The sequence below is a fragment of the Deltaproteobacteria bacterium genome (genome assembly GCA_029860075.1).
Lineage (GTDB): Bacteria > Desulfobacterota > JADFVX01 > JADFVX01 > JADFVX01 > JAOUBX01.
Window position 1 is genome coordinate 25,594 of the sequence record JAOUBX010000035.1, and the last position, 17,587, is coordinate 43,180.

The 17,587-nt window shown below is 46.5% G+C and carries 17 protein-coding genes; 9 read left to right on the plus strand and 8 right to left on the minus strand.

Going from position 1 to position 17,587, the window contains the following annotated elements:
• Positions 1 to 17: 17 nt before the first annotated feature.
• The 5 genes from OEV42_11680 to leuC all read right to left on the minus strand — a co-directional run bounded on the left by OEV42_11680 (position 18) and on the right by leuC (position 6,373).
• Complete coding sequence (locus tag OEV42_11680) at positions 18 to 1,340, minus strand: hypothetical protein (protein ID MDH3974929.1); 1,323 nt, start codon at positions 1,338 to 1,340, stop codon at positions 18 to 20.
• Between the two features lie 86 nt (positions 1,341 to 1,426).
• Positions 1,427 to 3,706 (minus strand): choice-of-anchor D domain-containing protein, encoded by a 2,280-nt coding sequence (locus tag OEV42_11685; GenBank protein MDH3974930.1) that lies wholly within the window; start codon positions 3,704 to 3,706, stop codon positions 1,427 to 1,429.
• Between the two features lie 220 nt (positions 3,707 to 3,926).
• Positions 3,927 to 4,073: a hypothetical protein gene (locus OEV42_11690; GenBank protein MDH3974931.1), complete on the minus strand. Its 147-nt coding sequence runs from the start codon at positions 4,071 to 4,073 to the stop codon at positions 3,927 to 3,929.
• 223 nt (positions 4,074 to 4,296) lie between these two features.
• Positions 4,297 to 4,935, minus strand: a complete 639-nt coding sequence (leuD, locus tag OEV42_11695) for a 3-isopropylmalate dehydratase small subunit (protein ID MDH3974932.1) — start codon at positions 4,933 to 4,935, stop codon at positions 4,297 to 4,299.
• Positions 4,936 to 4,969: 34 nt separating this feature from the next.
• Positions 4,970 to 6,373, minus strand: a complete 1,404-nt coding sequence (leuC, locus tag OEV42_11700; protein ID MDH3974933.1) for a 3-isopropylmalate dehydratase large subunit — start codon at positions 6,371 to 6,373, stop codon at positions 4,970 to 4,972.
• Positions 6,374 to 6,805: 432 nt separating this feature from the next.
• Between leuC and OEV42_11705 the strand changes: the two genes are divergently transcribed.
• The 7 genes from OEV42_11705 to OEV42_11735 all read left to right on the plus strand — a co-directional run bounded on the left by OEV42_11705 (position 6,806) and on the right by OEV42_11735 (position 12,531).
• Complete coding sequence (locus OEV42_11705; protein MDH3974934.1) at positions 6,806 to 8,272, plus strand: B12-binding domain-containing radical SAM protein; 1,467 nt, start codon at positions 6,806 to 6,808, stop codon at positions 8,270 to 8,272.
• A 106-nt stretch (positions 8,273 to 8,378) separates the two neighbouring features.
• Entirely contained in the window at positions 8,379 to 9,326 is a 948-nt protein-coding gene (locus OEV42_11710) for a dialkylresorcinol condensing enzyme (GenBank protein ID MDH3974935.1), read from the plus strand.
• A 56-nt stretch (positions 9,327 to 9,382) separates the two neighbouring features.
• The gene (locus tag OEV42_11715; GenBank protein MDH3974936.1) at positions 9,383 to 10,534 is read left to right on the plus strand and encodes a beta-ketoacyl-ACP synthase III; all 1,152 of its coding nucleotides are present in this window, start codon (positions 9,383 to 9,385) and stop codon (positions 10,532 to 10,534) included.
• A 162-nt stretch (positions 10,535 to 10,696) separates the two neighbouring features.
• Positions 10,697 to 11,107 (plus strand): helix-turn-helix transcriptional regulator, encoded by a 411-nt coding sequence (locus OEV42_11720; protein ID MDH3974937.1) that lies wholly within the window; start codon positions 10,697 to 10,699, stop codon positions 11,105 to 11,107.
• A 22-nt stretch (positions 11,108 to 11,129) separates the two neighbouring features.
• Entirely contained in the window at positions 11,130 to 12,128 is a 999-nt protein-coding gene (locus tag OEV42_11725; protein MDH3974938.1) for a BtrH N-terminal domain-containing protein, read from the plus strand.
• 56 nt (positions 12,129 to 12,184) lie between these two features.
• Positions 12,185 to 12,367: a hypothetical protein gene (locus tag OEV42_11730; protein ID MDH3974939.1), complete on the plus strand. Its 183-nt coding sequence runs from the start codon at positions 12,185 to 12,187 to the stop codon at positions 12,365 to 12,367.
• Positions 12,368 to 12,384: 17 nt separating this feature from the next.
• Positions 12,385 to 12,531: a hypothetical protein gene (locus OEV42_11735; protein ID MDH3974940.1), complete on the plus strand. Its 147-nt coding sequence runs from the start codon at positions 12,385 to 12,387 to the stop codon at positions 12,529 to 12,531.
• A 40-nt stretch (positions 12,532 to 12,571) separates the two neighbouring features.
• Here the strand turns inward: OEV42_11735 and OEV42_11740 are convergent, their stop codons facing one another.
• On the minus strand, positions 12,572 to 13,936 hold the full coding sequence (locus tag OEV42_11740) for a B12-binding domain-containing radical SAM protein (protein MDH3974941.1): 1,365 nt from the start codon (positions 13,934 to 13,936) through the stop codon (positions 12,572 to 12,574).
• 189 nt (positions 13,937 to 14,125) lie between these two features.
• Positions 14,126 to 14,362, minus strand: coding sequence for a hypothetical protein (locus tag OEV42_11745; protein MDH3974942.1), 237 nt, complete (start codon positions 14,360 to 14,362; stop codon positions 14,126 to 14,128).
• Positions 14,363 to 14,448: 86 nt separating this feature from the next.
• On the opposite strand from OEV42_11745, the gene OEV42_11750 reads away from it, so the two are divergent.
• Positions 14,449 to 14,973 carry a helix-turn-helix transcriptional regulator gene (locus OEV42_11750; protein ID MDH3974943.1) on the plus strand — a complete coding sequence of 175 codons (525 nt, stop codon included), beginning with the start codon at positions 14,449 to 14,451 and terminating at the stop codon, positions 14,971 to 14,973.
• Between the two features lie 58 nt (positions 14,974 to 15,031).
• On the opposite strand, the gene OEV42_11755 is transcribed toward OEV42_11750, so the two are convergent.
• Positions 15,032 to 15,265 carry a hypothetical protein gene (locus tag OEV42_11755; GenBank protein ID MDH3974944.1) on the minus strand — a complete coding sequence of 78 codons (234 nt, stop codon included), beginning with the start codon at positions 15,263 to 15,265 and terminating at the stop codon, positions 15,032 to 15,034.
• Between the two features lie 268 nt (positions 15,266 to 15,533).
• On the opposite strand from OEV42_11755, the gene OEV42_11760 reads away from it, so the two are divergent.
• On the plus strand, positions 15,534 to 17,587 hold a 2,054-nt coding region (locus tag OEV42_11760; GenBank protein ID MDH3974945.1), incomplete at its 3' end, for a NapC/NirT family cytochrome c.

Here is a 17,587-nt window from a genome sequence, read left to right on the forward strand (position 1 = left end):
CATATTTAAATTGCCTCTTATTCCACTTCAATCTTGCTCACAAAAAGAATGGCCGGAAAGTTCTTCTTTAGCTCCTTGCTGTAGAAATTGGACATAAAAACGCCTTTGCTGTAGTGGATTTTTGTTCCCACTTTTAGATTTATCTGCGGCCCTGCCAGCCATTCGCCCGTACCATTCTTGGATACGAGTATGTAAGTATATCGCTTTGTCTGCAAGAGGTACTTGACAATCCCTGTGTTGGGAAGATTTGACTGTTTTTTAATTGTTTTTTCTTTTGCTTTCTCCTTAACAACTTTAGCCTTCCCCTCTTCAGCCCAGTAACCGATATGGCCCTTATCGTTAAATGTTGCATACTCGACACTATTCTGATAGCCATCACTGTTTGTCCCTCCCAGGATGTATATCCAATCCTTATAAACGGCTGAACCAAGCATTGACCGGGGTGACGAAAGGGGTGTTGTCAATTGCCAGGAACTTAATTCTCCATTCTCGTTGGCTGTAGCCATTTCAATGCTGTCAAGGTATTCCGCCCCTGTAATCCCGCCAATGGCGTAGAGTCGCTTCTTGTTTGTTGCCGTTGATAGCCCGTACCGGCCTGTCTTAAGAGGTGACGTTTTCTTCCATTCCTCGTATCCCGCTTCATCGATGACTTTAGACCACTCCACATCCTGAATACCGATGCCTTCTGTTTCATGATGCCCCCCCACAACGTAGGTCAAACCTCCGACCATTTTGACACCGTTAATATAGCGCAGCACCGTCAAAAGTTCTCCCTCCTCATACCATTCATCGAGTGTGCCGTCTTCCATAATTCGGGCATGTTCAACACTCTTTAACATATCTCCGGAAAATCCACCGTAAACAAAAAGCATGTCATTAGCTGCCGTTACTTTCGTGCATCTGCGGCGCATTGTCATAAGATGCTTTTCCATTTGCCAGGAAGAAAGAGAGCCGTCGGGCAATACCCTGGCGCGTTCTGTTGAACGGAGCAGAACCTTTCCATACTGCCCTTTACCTCCGCCGACAACATAGATGTTACCTTTATAAAATACGGCATCAATAAAACCTCTCGGTTCATTTAAGGGCGGACCTTTCTTCCAGGGGCCGAGAGAGCCGTCATTCATAATTTTTGCATATTCTGTTGTATTGATAAAATTCCTGCCGTCTACGCCCCCGATTGCATAAATATGGCCATTAGCGACAACAAGGGCAGCGCCTGCCCTGGCGGTAGTCATGGGAGAGGTCTGCTTCCAGCCGCTTACCCAGACATTTTTTTGTTTTTCACAAGCAATGGAAAAAAGAGGAATGGAGATCACAAGGATGAATAAAAATTTTTTCATGAAAGTATTTTAGTGAATGCAGCAGAATAAAAAAAGAAAAAAAGAGGGCATTCAAGCCCTCTTTAATGATTAACGCAGAGAAAACATTACGCTTTGCTTCGGCGCCTGAAAAAGATGAAAAGCGTTCCGCCAATGATGGCCATGAAAAAGGGAACTGCAAAGGGATGCTTTATTCCATAAACAAGGGGGGTCAAGGCCCACCTCGTCATCATGCGGAGTCCTTCATACCTCTCTATTACCTCTGCAAGAGGCGGTGAATATTTATAGTACAGCGCTACAAATTTCCTGCCTGCTGAATGAGTCAGCAAGTGATTATCTCTGAACTGTCTCAGTAGGGTAACTTCCGACGCCATATAGCTTCCGTAAGCGGCTGTAGCGATAAAGCAACTTCCACCGCTTCCCCCTGAAGGAGCTGTTACATTTGTACCGGTTCCCGTAAAGGCAACATTAACGGTGCTTTCATCAGCATCGTCGGACGTTATCACCAATGTAGCGCTTTTGGCCCCTGTTGAGCCCGGTGTGAAGGTAACTCCCATGGTGCAGTTAGTGCCGCCGCTGACTGTCGTAGGCGTCGCAGAGCAAGGATTCAGCCCTTTAGATAAATCGTAACTGAATTCAGACGCATTGGTGCCGTTGATTTGAATGTTGCTTACCGTCAAATCCAGATCACCCGTATTTAAAATGGTGACAAAATGTTCCAGTGAATTTGTATTTACAACAGTATTGCCGAAATCGATTTGGAGGTCATTATTTATGCCTTGAGAGTCAAATACATCTATCTCCTGAGGAAGAACGGATGCCGATTCATATGCTCCCATATCGCAGTCAGGGGTACCGTCTCCATCACCATCGGTGGGGCGAAGATTGCCGCGCTGGTCAGTGATGATGGTCGACCCCGTGTGGTCCGTGCATGCGACCGGATTTCCGGCATCGATTGCCGGACTGCCGCTTTGCAGCGCATGGGTCTGCGTATTTCCGCCATTATTGGCAAGTGATCCCAGGAGCGGATTCTGTCCCGTAATATCACCGGTGCCGTCATTTTTTGTACATCCCGCCATATCCTGAATTAGATTGTAAGTACTTGATGAGATATTACCGAAGCAGTCCACACCACCGCCGGCTGTATTGCCGGCAACGATACTGTTTTGCAACTGAAAATTTCCTACGGCGATGGATACGCCACCACCCGAGCCTGCGCTGCTTGAATTACCGGTAATGGTCACATTATTTAATTTTGAAAGGGGGCTCGTGGCTTGTAAAATACCGCCGCCGTTTCCCGTTGACGCCGTATTGCCTGAAATAGTCACGTTGTTTGCGTTAAGCGTGCCTGCATTGTAGATTCCGCCCCCTGCTGCGGCTTCATTGGTGGGACCTATAGTGCTTCCGTTGAGTGTTATGGTACCGTCGTTATTATATAATCCGCCACCCATTGAGGTGATTGAAGTAACGGCATTAAAGCTCACCGTGCTGTCCGTTAAGGTTATAGTTCCGAGGTTTATTTCATAAATTGCGCCGCCGTTAAGGGCTTTATTGTTGGTAAAATTACTGGTACTAATAGTCACCGTGCCGGTCATATCGTAAATGGCGCCGCCATTTTGAGTTGCCCTGTTGGCATTCATTGTAATGCTCGTAATAGCCATCGTTCCATCGTTATTATAGATGCCTCCACCGTGTGAAGAAGTGGCTCTATTGGCGTTTATCTGAGTATCACTGATTGTCACTGTACCGCTGTTATTATAAAAACCGCCGCCCATTGTGCCTTCATTATTGGGACCGATTTCACTGCTGCTGTATACTGCAAGCGTACCGGCGCTTCCGTTGTATAGCCCGCCACCCATAGCAGATGATGTGTTATTCGCCACCTGGCTGCCGTAAAGCGTGAGCGATGCACCGTCGGCATTATAGATACCGGCGCCGCTGCCCGTTACGTTACCACCGCTAATGGTCAAGTCGTTCAGGCTCCAGTTCACACCACCTGTGGGATTATGGAATACCCTGTCAAACAAGACAAGACCATTGCCATCAATCGTTGTCGCCGTCTTTCCTCCACCATTAATGGTCAGATCTTCCAGGATATCAAGATCGCCCGTAACAGATAGATCTTCACCTGTTCCCGTAATGGTCAATTGATAAAATCCGGCAGGAAGGGTGATGACATCGGCCCCTGAAGTTCCGGCAGTGCAGGAATCAACGGCAGCATTCGTATTTGCCGCGATGATCGCCTCACGCAGAGAACAGGAACCGTTATCAACTGAAGGATTATCATCAGCTGTTTCATTCACAACAATGGTGGCAGCCCACAGGGGAGAAGAACATAAAAAAGGAATAAACAGGAACATTAAAAATAAAATCTTTTTGATTTTCATGACTGCCTCCTTTTTCAGATGATAGGAAATCATTTTTCACCTCATAAAACGTTAGCAAAGGAAGGTCCGTTCCGCAAAAGAACGGCCTTTTTCAAATAACAGACAGGTTAGCAAAAAGCAGGGAAGAAAGAAAGGGCATTAGGCAGAAATATAAAAAAATCTTTTCAATCACCTTAATAAGGCTGACACAGGTTTGCCAAGGGACCCTTAATTTACGCTCCTATTCTCCGTCCTTTGACAAACGACGAGATATTTTTTTATAGGCTGAATAGAACATTTTGAGGAAAGGGATACCGAGAAAAAAAGCCATGGCAATCAGGCCTATCGTATTTGCAATGTCTGACTGGAAGAATTCGATAATTGCCATTGGGTACCTTTGAGGGTTAAATTGACACTGATGAAGACTGACTGACTATGATTTTTGATGATTATAAAATAGTTATTACATTCTCTGTCTTCAATATTCTTATCATTTTGCCACAAACAGGGGTTCCTCTTCAACAGGATTTAAGGGAAGCAATTTAAAATAAAGGGGTCAAGTATTAAACTTGACCCCTTTTTATAATTTTCGGCTTTTACTAATATTGCAATTAAGCAAAAAGCCAGGGCGCTTCCGTGGCCCTCTTTTCTTCATAAGCTTTTATTTTATCGGCATCCTGAAGGGTAAGGCCGATGTCATCAAGACCTTCCATGAGACAGTGTTTACGAAAAGGGTCGACTTCAAAACTAAAAGAAGTCCCTGAAGGCGTAGTCACCGTCTGCACCGACAAATCAACCTTGAGTTGATATCCGGATGCGGCTTCACATTCCTTAAAGAGGCGCTCTACGGTCTCAGCAGGAAGAACTACAGGAAGAATGCCGTTTTTAAAACAGTTGTTATAAAAAATATCGGCAAAGCTCGGCGCGATAATGCACCTGAAACCGTAATCGAGGAGCGCCCAGGGCGCATGCTCCCTTGAAGATCCACAGCCGAAGTTTTCCCTGGCAAGGAGAATACTCGAATTCTCGTAACGCTCCTGGTTTAGAACAAAATCCTTGTTTCTGGGACGGTTGGTGCAGTCCATATCGGGCTGGCCCTGATCAAGATAACGCAACTCGTCAAAGAGGTAAGGGCCGAAACCTGACCTTTTGATTGATTTCAGAAATTGCTTGGGAATAATGGCGTCCGTATCGACGTTGGCACGGTCGAGCGGCGCTGCCATTCCCTCAAATACTTTAAATACTTCCATAATAAATCCTCTTTAATTCTTTTTTAAAGTCGCTTTAAACCAGATCACGCACATCGACAAAGTGGCCGGCGATAGCCGCAGCGGCAGCCATTTCAGGAGAGACGAGGTGCGTCCTTCCACCGGCGCCCTGGCGGCCTTCGAAGTTCCTGTTGCTTGTCGATGCACAGCGTTCCCCTGGTGCAAGCTGGTCCGTATTCATGGCAAGGCACATGGAACAGCCCGGATCACGCCATTCGAAACCTGCCTCCCTAAAAATTTTATGAAGACCTTCTTCTTCAGCCTGCTTTTTCACAGGCCCCGAACCGGGAACAACAAGGGCCAGTTTCACATTATCAGCCACTTTACGGCCTTTTGCTATCTCTGCAGCTGCGCGCAGGTCTTCAATACGGCCATTGGTGCAGGAACCAATGAACATCTTGTCAATCCTGATGTCTGTAATTTTTGTGTTGGCTTCGAGGCCCATATACTCAAGCGCCCTCTCCCATCCCTTTCTCTGCGTTTCATCCTTCGCCTCAGCCGGATCAGGCGTAGAACCGCTGATGGAAGTTACCATTTCAGGAGAAGTGCCCCAGGTAACCTGCGGATAGATCTCTTCAGCCTTGATATTAAGCTCGGCATCAAAATGGGCGTCCTCATCAGAATGGAGTTCTTTCCATGCCGATTCCGCCTTATCCATAAGCCCGCCCTGCGGCGCAAAATTACGCCCCTCAATATAACCGATGGTCACATCATCAACAGCAACCATACCGCTCCTCGCCCCCCCTTCGATGGCCATGTTGCAAAGAGTCATTCTCCCTTCCATTGAGAGCGACCTGATAGTGGAACCGGCAAATTCAATGGCATAGCCTGTTCCACCGGCCGTACCTATTTGACCAATAATATAAAGGGCAATGTCCTTGGCTGTTACGCCTTTAGCAAGCGTCCCTTCAACATTAATACGCATAACTTTCGGTTTCTTCTGAATAAGACACTGCGTAGCAAGCACATGCTCCACTTCGGACGTTCCGATACCCATGGCGATTGAACCGAAAGCGCCATGAGTTGACGTGTGGGAATCACCACAAACAACAGTCATGCCGGGAAGGGTCAATCCCTGCTCGGGCGCAACGACGTGAGCAACACCCTGACGCTCGTCATTCATTCCGAACTCCATAATACCGAATTCGGCACAGTTGGCATCGAGCGCCTCTACCTGCGCCCTGGCTACCGGGTCCTCTATCCCCTTTTCACGGCCGATGGTAGGCACATTGTGGTCAGGCGTCGCCATAACGGCCTTTGGACGCCATACCTTATGATTTTTCAGCCTCAGTCCCTCGAAGGCCTGCGGGCTCGTAACTTCATGCACAAGATGACGATCGATATAAAGCAGCGCCGAACCATCTTCCTTGGAAGTTACCACATGCTGATCCCAAACCTTGTCGAATAATGTTTTACCCATTCCTGCTCCTTTATGAGAAGTTCCCTTCCCGGTTAATAGTCCTTTTAAAAATAATTTGAAAAATGGTATTTTACTAATTTAAGGCATTATGTCAATAAATACCTCTATATTTGAGCAATTCTTTTTATCTTTATCGGGCACCACAATATGCCCTGGTGAAGCGTAAAGACCTGAATTGAATCTTCATGAGGGAAGATTATTTTTTTCTTCAATCCTTACAAATAACGAACCGATAATCCCGGTAGGGGCAGTCGAAACACGACTTTTGGCAAAAGCTCATTTTATATGGCGCCTTTTGCCGGTCCGGTGAGAAAAAGCGCTTATCTTTTCAGGGGAACAGTTGTCTTAGGTCTTTCAAAATGTTATATTTAGAACCTGTTGATTACTTTAACCCTTTCATAAAGTCAAACCTATCAAAGATGCAGGTAATTTATGGCAAATAAGAGCAAAAAGCGATCAATCCTTTTTATTCATCCAAGGGGAGAAAACTGGATGCCCGGGGAAAAGGACATGTCGCGCATTGCCAACATCATGCCCCCCATCGGCCTTTGCAGCCTTGCGGCATGGGTGGAAAAACACGGCCATCAGGCTTATATACATGACTGCTACGCCTTTCCCGGCCGTGACGATAAAATCATGGCACAGATTGCTTCAAACCCGCCCGACTTTATCGGCTTTACATCGACAACATCAAGCTTTCTCGATGCCATAAGGATTGCAAAACAGATCAGAGAAATGAGACCGGAGATTCCCATCATCTTCGGTGGTGTCCACATTACCTCTATGCGGGAAAAACTGATGCGCCACTACCCTGTCATTGACTATGGTGTTGTCGGCGAAGGTGAAATCCCCCTGGCCTCACTTATGGAGAGCGATTTCCAGGACCTTTCTGAAATTCCGGGGCTTCTCTACAGGAAAGCAGACGACATTAAATTCACAGGTTACGGGAAAAAAAACCAGCTTCTTAAACTTGATGAACTCCCCTTCCCTGCTTACGGCAAGCTGGAAGGTTTTCCCGAGGCCTACAAACTACCTATCTTTAACTACCCCAAATCACCTAACGCAACGATTGTGTCGAGCCGGGGGTGCCCCTATCAGTGTTCCTACTGTGACCGCACCGTCTTTCAGCAGTCCTTTCGATATAACTCGGCCAGGTACATGTTCGATCTCGTCAAACACCTCAACAAGGAATATGGCGTAAGGCATATTAATTATTACGATGATCTCTTTACTCTGAAACGTTCCAGAGTAGTCGAATTTTGCGAACTCATGATAAATAACAAGCTCGGTGTTACCTTTAACTGTGCGGCCCGTTCCGAACATATCGATCTGGACCTCCTTAAGTTAATGAAAAAAGCCGGTTGCTGGATGATCAGTCTCGGTATCGAAACAGGCGATCCCGACCTTCTCGCGCTGCACCGTTCCAATTCCGATCTCCAAATGATAAGGGAAAAGGTCGCTCTCATCCGCAAGGCAGGCATAAGAACAAAGGGGCTCTTCATGGTAGGCCTGCCCGGGGAGACGGAAGAGAGCATCGACAAGAGTATTAACTATGCCCTTTCTCTACCCCTTAACGACATGAATGTGGCCAAGTTCACCCCCTTCCCCGGTTCTCCCGCCTATGACACGATCCATGACTACGGCTCCTTTGAAGAAAACTGGGAAATGATGAACTGCACCAACTTCATCTTCATCCCCAGGGGATTCACAAAAGAGAGGCTTGAAGAGCGTTACCATGAATTCTATCGCCGCCATTTCGAACGCACTCACATCCTCTTTGATTATGTAACCATGCTCTGGCGTTCTCCCAACAGCTGGCTCAGGTTCCTATCGAACCTGGGTGATTTTCTAAGCGTCAAGAACGCTTTCAAGAGCGCCGGTGAAAAACCGGCAAACTAATTCATTTCCCGGGGGAGCAAATGAAAAATCGTAATTTTCTTGCCTTAACCCGTAAGCTTGAGTATATTTATTTTCTTCCGGTGCCAATAAGCTATTCAACAAAGATATGAAACGTATACTCATCTTACATTACTCACAAACAGGTCAGCTTAACAGGGCGGTAAAGTCAATGGTTGCGCCATTGGAAGCGTCGGGGACGTTTGAAGTTGTCTGGCAGGAACTGGTTCCGAAGAAACCTTACCCCTACCCCTGGCCTGTTCTCGATTTTTTCGATGTCTTTCCTGAATCGGTCTACCTCGATCCACCGGAACTGAAGCCCCTTGAATCGATAAAAGATCGGGATTTCGATCTCATTCTGCTTGCCTACCAGGTCTGGTTTTTATCACCCTCCTTACCGATAACGGCATTTCTAAAATCCGAAGAGGCAAAAAAAATCCTCAAAGACAAGCCCATTATTACCTTTATCGCCTGCCGCGGCATGTGGCTCTGTGGCCATGACAAGGTAAAAAGCATGCTCCAGGCAAGGGGAGCGAAACTGATTGATAACGTGGTTCTTGTTGACCAGGGGCCCCCCTGGGCCACCTTCGTCACGACACCGAGATGGCTTTTGACAGGGAAAAAGGGAGGATTCTGGGGCATATTCCCTCCTGCAGGCGTTTCCGACAAGGATATCGATGGCGCGTCACGGTTTGGAAAGGCGCTTGTTGATGCCCGTAACAGGATAGATAAAGACCTCCATTCCCCCCTCCTTAAAGGCCTTGGCGCAGTCAAGGTCAATCCACGCTACATTGCCGGAGAAAAAATGGTTCACAGGAGTTTTTACATCTGGGGCAAGCTCTTCAGGTCTATTGGAAAGCCCGGTCATCCTTTGCGCCGAATGATGCTCATTATCTATATTATGTTTCTTATTACCATGATTCTTACTGTTATGCCACTGGGTGTAATCATCCGTTTCATCATGAGACCTTTCATGGAAAAAAAACTCCAGTCGAAAGTCAGGAAACTGGAAGAACCTTCAGGATCTTCTACGGAAAGAGTTACAGACTACGTTTGAATTTTTATCTTATTTAGTATATAGTTAGCCATTATTTTTTTCACATGGGGTAATTAATGACAAAAGCTGTTTACATTAACGACATTGCGAGCTTCCTCCCAAATAATCCCGTAAGTAACGACGAAATCGAAAATATACTCGGCATGGTTGACGGCCGTAAATCTCGTTCACGGAGAATAGTCTTGAAGAATAACGGGATAAAAACCCGCTACTATGCAATTGACCCCGCTACAGGCGCTTTTACTCATAACAATGCCCGCATGGTATCTGAGGCCATACACAAGCTGATGGATAAAAGCGGCATTTCGACGGGCGACATTGACTGCCTATCCTGCGGTACTTCAAGCCCCGACCAGATCCAGCCCGCCCACGGCCATATGGTTCAGGGTGAGCTCCAACTGCCGCCCTGTGAAGTGGTTACAACGGCCGGAGTGTGCATATCGGGCATGTCAGCCATGAAGTATGTTTACATGAGCATAACATCGGGATTATCCAACTGTGCCGTTGCCACCGGTTCGGAATTTGTATCCAGTTGCATGAAAGCCTCAAACTTCGAGACAGAAAGGGAAGAACAGGTGAAAGCGCTAAAGAATAATTCCGCCCTCGCCTTTGAAAAGGATTTCCTGCGATGGATGCTGTCTGACGGTGCAGCAGCCGCTCTCATAACAGATCAGCCCAACAGCGAGGGACTGAGTCTTTCTATAGACTGGATTGATAACATCTCCTACTCCGGTGAACTGCCTGTCTGCATGTATGCAGGTGGTATCAAAAAAAATGACGGCACCTTTCAGGGAATGAGAGAAGTTGATGATCCCTATGTTATTCTTAAAAAACATTACCTCTCACTCAAACAGGATGCGAGAACCCTGGAGGAGTACATCATGCCCAAATCCGCCGACGCCCTTAAAAGGATCTGTGAAAAGCGGAACTTCGACGTTAACAGCATTACCTGGTTCCTGCCGCACTACTCTTCCCAGTTCTTCCGTTCCAGGCTTTATGACAGCCTTGTCGATAAAGGGGTAGGCATCGGCTATGACAAATGGTTTACCAATATGCAGCGTATCGGCAACGTAGGTTCAGCCTCCATGTACCTTATCCTGGAAGAACTTTTTTATTCGAATAAACTTAAGAAGGGAGATACTCTTCTTTGCTACGTGCCTGAAAGCGCCCGCTTTTCAATCTGCTATATGCATGTAACCGTAGTCTAAACAAAGCTTTTAGACACTGATTTTCACTGATAATTTATGATTTTATACAGGTAAACTACAAAAAATTTTGCCCTTTAAGGTCATAATCAAATCCGTGTCAATCTCTGTCGAATTAATTATTTCACTGAATCTCCATCATGAATAAGGTAATTACAGGGTAACATGAAAGCCAAAGACGTACCCCAGGAAGAATGGATTAAAGGTTACGGCACCCGCGCCTGCTATGCCGAGGATGAAAATGGTAAATACGTTGTTGTCCAGAGCAAGGGATGGGAAGTGGAGAAGATCGTCAACTCCCAGGCCCATAACGTTATAAAAAACAGGATAGAGGAAGCGAAAAAAGAAGTAGAACAGGGAAAGGCAAGTCCTTTAAGATACTATATGGAGATCAATCAGATGGATCTTTCTCTTCTGGCAAGCAATGCCGGTATCTGGAAGTGGCGCGTCAAAAGACATCTCAAAGCGGAAGTTTTTAGGCGTCTTAACAGATCGACGCTTCAAAAGTACGCCCATGCCCTTAGAATAAGCGTCAATGAGCTTCTAAATCTGCCGAAGTCAGATCCGGCGCCCTGACTTTTTCCGGGAAAATATTTTAATGCCAAGAGATTTTGATCATCGACATTCAGGACACTGCGAAACGGGAACAGTGAGCGCTCTCTTCAGGGACTGCGGTATGGACATTTCCGAAGCGCTTCTCTTCGGTATCGGCGGAGGCCTTTTTTTCGTACACCTCCCCTTTCTGAAAATGGGTGACATACCACTTACAGCCTACAGGGATGCTCCGGGAACAATAATTAAAAACGTTTGCAAACGTCTCAAAATCCCCATGAAGTATCGCAAGTTCAGAAGCGAAAAGGAAGGCATGGACGTGATGGATGAAATGCTATCATCGGGCAACGCCGTGGGACTAAGAACAAGTGTCTACTATCTCCCCTACTTTCCCCCCGACATGCGTTTCCAGTTCAATGCCCATCACCTTGTCGTTTTCGACAGGGAGGACGATGACTACTTCATTAGTGATCCCGTCTTCGACCATATCGTCACCTGTTCTTATGATGACCTGAGAAGGTCGCGCTTTGCCAAGGGGACCTTTGCCCCCAAAGGATACATGTTCTACCCCTCTTCACTCCCCCAAAATCCCGACTTGAGCGGCGCTATCAGGAAGAGCATTGCCTATATGTCGAAAAGGATGCTTTATGCGCCCATTCCCTTCATCGGTATCAGGGGAATCCGCTACCTTTCCAAAAGAGTCCGCAAATGGCCTGCCCTGTTCGGCTCCGAAAAGGCGCTTGTCAATGTGGGAACAGTGGTAAGAATGCAGGAAGAAATCGGTACGGGAGGCGCCGGATTCCGGTATATGTACACGGCATTTTTGCAGGAGGCTGCTGAGATTACCCGTAACAAGGCCCTCTCGGAGGCTTCGCAAATGATGGCCGAGACAGGAGACAAATGGCGTGAATTTGCCGTCATAGGAGCCCGCATGTGCAAAACCAACGACCATTCGCAGGAATCTTACAATGCCCTTTCCGACAAAATCATGGAAGTTTCAAAGCGGGAAGAAGAGATTTACAGGTTTCTCAAAAAAAATATCTAGGTTCAGCTTCAATTGTGACTTTGGCAGGAGAGCTTACCTCAAAACAATCAGAATTCATGAGAGATATGGAGGAAAGCCGCAAACGACTTCTGTCGCTGATAAAGGATCTCCTCGATCTTGGCAAAATAGAATCAGGCAACGCTGATCTTGACTATTATTCAGTGAATATTAATGATCTTATTGAGAGAAGCATGCTCTTTTTTAAAGAAAAAGTTATGAAAAAAACCTCCATTTCTTAATAGATGCGGAAGAAGACATGGGGACTCTTGCCGTTGATGAAAGGTTAGTAAAGCAGGTGCTTGTCAACCTCATCTCCAATGCCGCCAAGTTTACTCCCCGCATGGCACTATCAGGATTGGCGCCATGTTACATAAAGCGGACGAAAAAATTGAATTCTACGTGAAAGAAGACTCAAACTAAAGTCTCACTGCATTCTCGCCACTTCAAGCACCCCCTTCACTTCTCCTTTTCAAGCGGTTCATAATATCGCTCCCCTTGGTAATCGTCTTATAGCTGTCATAGTTCCAGAAAAAAGAAATACCTGTGCTGAACATGCTTTTCGTCTTTACAAATGTTCTAATCCCTCTTTTGAGGGAAGCGCCGAAGGAAGAGACGGCGCTGTATGAATCGACAAGGCCCTGGTAAAGCTCTTCAGGAGACATGTTTTTCGGTTCAAAAACGGGCTCAAAGAGGTTGTAATATTCCCAGTCGTGAGGATAGTCCTTAAAAAGCAGCCTCCCCTCAGCATCCAATTGACTGTAAAGCGCCGTTCCCGGCAAGGGCGTCTGGATGCTTAGCTGAACGGCATCGAGACCCGAATCCATAATAAAATCTACCGTCCTTTTAAAGCTGTCATTGTTATCATAATCGGTGCCGAGAATAATCCCCCCGACAATGGCCATGCCGTGATCATGGATTTTATTGATAGCATCCTTAAAGTTCATCGTATTGGGCCTTAAATTCATGGACTTATTCATACTGGTGAGCGCCTCTGCATCAATCGATTCAAAGCCGATAAGAAAGCCCCTGGCGCCACTCTTCCAGGCCGCCTTCAAAAGTCCCTCATGCTCGACAATATTGAGGCAGGTCTGGCCACACCACTCCTTGCCCGTATCTTTAAGCCTTTCAAAGAGCTGAAAGGCCCGCTCAATATATCTTTTGCCCGATCCGATAACGTTATCATCAATAATGAAAAGTCGCTTATCTTCCATGCTGTTTATTTCATCAATTACCTTATCGATGCTTCTCAACCGGTAGCGGCCGCCGTTAAAAAGAGTCACTGAACAGAAATTGCAGTCATAGGGACAGCCCCGCGAGGTCTGAACAGTCTGCACAAAATAATTCCCCTTGAGCAGGTCCCTCCTTGGACGGGGAAGATTCTCTATGTCGGGCCTGTTGTCCCCTCCCCTGTAGAATTTCTTCATGCTTCCATTTTCAAAATCTTTTAGCAGGTCCTGCCAGAGATACTCCCCTTCGCCAACAACAATGGAATCTGCATATTGGGCCGCCTCATCAGGCACCATGGAGACATGAATTCCTCCCATAACAACGGGTATGCCCCGTGACCTGAAGGCCCTTGCTATTTCATAGGCCCTGGGCGCCATAGGCGTCATACAGGTAATAGCGACAATGTCTGCATGAGCTTCAAGGTTTATGTCTTCTACGGCTTCATCAACGATTTCAAGGTCGTAATGCTCCGGTGTGTGGGCGGCAATAATCGTCAGGTTAAGGGGAGGAAGGGCAAGAACCCGAAGGTTTTCCAGAAGTTTCGTCCTGTAGGCAGGACTGATAAAGAGTATCTTTTTCATGGCATTCTCATATCGATTTATGGTTTTGAGACATAAGAATACAATATTTATTAAAAATTGCAAAGCTTCATTGATAGCCCAACGACCTTATTATCACTTCTTGTCTGCAACACCATGAAAGAGATAAACTTGTATAACAAACATTTTTCTGTTAGTCTTTTATGGAAATAAAAACAGAGAACCCCGCCTTCAGCCACCCCATGGATCGGGCGGGGTCTCTGCGTCTACAGCACAAAATACCCGATGGTGAGGAGTAACCTTCTCATTGGTGCTTTTTTTTGTGCTTTCAACCTGTTGAAGTTTTAACAGTCGATCCAGCTCTTGACTGATGTATACCTGAAATTTTGACCGCACCGGCCCTTTTGGCAGGGAGGCAATCAGGTGGTCGGCTTTTCGAAGCTCATGAAGATAAGATCGTAGATTCATGAAAGGCCCTCTCTAAAAACTGGATTAACTGATTAATACATCAAAATATAATTGCAATACCTGTAATTGTCAAGGATTTCGTTACAATGAATGAAAGAAAATTTGTCTGCACTTCTGATGATCTAAAAAAGATTCGTAAAATCACAGGGTTAACGCAAACCGTCTTTGCCCAGGAAATCGGACTGGCCGGCGCCTCCGCCATTTCAATGATTGAAAACGGTCGTTCAAAACCGAGTGGCTCCACCTGGTTTGCCGTCCAAAAGCGATTTGGTCATCTCTTTGAAATTCAGGACCGGGGCGGTATACAATATATTGAACCGAAACCTCAACCCGCCCTGACAGCACAGGACAGCGGCGAAACATCAGAAAGGGGCCCCTCTGAAGACACAGCTTCTACGCTTACGGCAGACATACCGGAAAAACTTGCAAAACTTAAGCTAAACCAGGAAAAACTTGAAGACGCCGTTTTTAATATGCTCAAAACGGTGCTTAGAAGTTCTAATGAAAAGGCCAAAACCGATCTCTTAAGCTTCATCATCCTGTGGCGTGACATTATTGAAAGTGAAGAGAAGAAGGGGAAAAAGACCCCTGAAAGCAAGGGTACAAATTAAGGGTTTACTGCCACTCGATTTCCAATCCTTTTATGAGGCCTTCTTCATCGCCGCCCCTTTACAGGATAACATCCAAAGCGATCACTAATACACACACCCGGTAAGCCCGGCCCGGGCAATAGGCTGCGCCGCAATTTTCAGTCCCGGGATCAGGCTTTTTTCCGTCTATCGCCGCAGCACCTGAATAACCCTTATCATTCGGATTCACCCTCCTACGGGATAGCCTTTCCTGAAAGGGAATTGGGAGGGTAATTACAAAGCGTTTTATGGTAAACCTTTTTATCGCAACCACTTCTTTTCCCCTGCATAATCATTTGGAGTAAGCGCTCATTATTATGTGTATTTTTTGCGCTTTTTCTTGCCGTCAACCTCTCTCTTTAACATAGAAATATCAAATTAAAATTTCAGCGCCGCTCATTTAAAGAAAATAAAAGCAAAATAAGGCTTGAAAAAAATGTAGACCCTGATAGAATTCGCTTGCTGGTTACATCATTTTTCTTGCGCCTTATGTAGCACAACTAGCCTATTCTATTACTATAATTAAGAGAAGCTATTTATTCATGATGAGAGTCAATATTAAGTCATTTACAATTACGCTGTATTTTATTTTTTCGTTGCTCTTTTCTATAGCTCTTTTAGAAGAGGCAAGCGCCGATGTAACGGCGCCTGCTATCAGTATCCTGGCTCCGGCGGACGGTAAAACCATATGGGCGGACGGTCCGGGAATTTACCCTGTCAAAATCGTCTTCAGCGCTGTCGACGTGGCTGGCGACAAGCCGCTGTCCAACTTCAACCTCGGTATTGACGGCATATTTACACCGATAACCTCGCTTACTCCCTGGGGAAACATATCTGATACTTATGTTAATCACTGGACACCTGCTTCGGGCGCCAAAAGCTACACCTTGCAAATCAGGGCAGATGACAATGCCGGAAACAGAGGCTTTTCGAGAATAATAACAGCCAATGTCAGAATTGAAACAACAATGAATTTGAGCACCTTTCCCGGAGACGGTAAACTTCTTGTCCGGGATAACGACAACACCATCTGCATGTCCTGTCATGAATTAAAATCCCATTCTTCGGCTGCAACGGGCTCAACCACATACGGCAACTGGGAACGGGTTTGCCGTGATTGCCATACGCCGCATAACACACGAAACATTTTCCTTCTTGCTTCGTCGTTCAAAATCTATACGGGAGAGAACCAGGGTTATTCAACTAACCGTAAAGTCGATTTCAGAAACCTGTCGGGCAACTCAGTTTATGGTTTTACGACTAAAACAGGTTATGAGAAGAGGGGTCCCTGTGAAGTCTGCCATACAAGGACAAGGCACTTCCGATATGACGGAACAGGCCCCCAACAGGACCATGAGAATGTGGGAGGGCCGAGCCGCTTTGCCACAGAAACCTGCATCAATCAGTGTCATCTTCATACAAGCGGCTTCGCTCATGGAGAGGGCACCAACTGTATTAACTGCCATGGACATGAACCGGGAACATTTTATGATCCCGATATGTCCCTGCCCTATTCACCGGGCCCTCAAGCCTCACCGGGAAGAGGAACGGTGGTTCCCCATTCTACCCATACAGAGACAGACAGTGATGACCAGCGCGGACCCGGTCTTTATTGCAGCAGCTGTCACGATACAAACAACTTCCCCCGTTTTAAATCAGGTACGGACAGCAATGGAGACGGTCTTTATGACCTTTCCGAAACCGATGTCTGTGACCTGTGCCACAGTCCCGGCGGCGCTTTTAACGGCGTTAATTCAACGGCCGGATCGGTGGGTGCAAAAAGTAACTGGCACACAGGGGGTGTTTATAATAACAACACAACCCTCAAAGCCGGTAAAAATAAGTGGTGTGTCGGCTGCCATGATCTGGGGCAATCCGTCATCGGCAGACAGGCCCCTGACATTGCGGGAAATAATACTACCTACGGCTTCTATATTTCCGGTCACGGCAGCAAGGCCCAGGAGTGCGCCAGTTGTCACAATATCTCTGCAAAGCATAACTTTGACGGCAAAAAGACTTATGAGGCTGCACAGGATAATTATCAGGCAGGCTACCGTCTGAAGGATGTCGATGGACAGCCGCCCATGAATATCCCTCTCGACGGCAGAGATCCCTTCGATAATTTCTCAACCGCTTATGACAAACAAAATTGTAATTTTGACGTCAACAACTATCGTTTGTGCCTGACTTGCCATGAAAGTCAGGGACCGCAAACAATGGGAACGGCGAAAAACCTTTTCAGCAACACAACGTCTGCCGGTGGACAGGGCTGCGCTGACGAAACTTATTTTAACGCCCCCCAAATGGTTACCGGATTCCGCAATGAATCATATGACGGTTTTAATTTCGGTTCCGTCGTCCCCGGCAACGGCCATTGGGACCATCTTGTCGATATTCATAACGTAAGCGAAACATTCGGATCTCTGCTCTGGAAGTCTGATGCAACAGGCGCGGCAAACTCACGCATGAGCTGCCCCGCATGCCATAATCCCCATGGAGAGAGCTACGGCGCGGACATTCCAACCATCCGTATGACGCGTGGCGCTTTTGAAATCCAGTGGCGTGCCGATGACAGGGGAGAATATGGAATAATGCG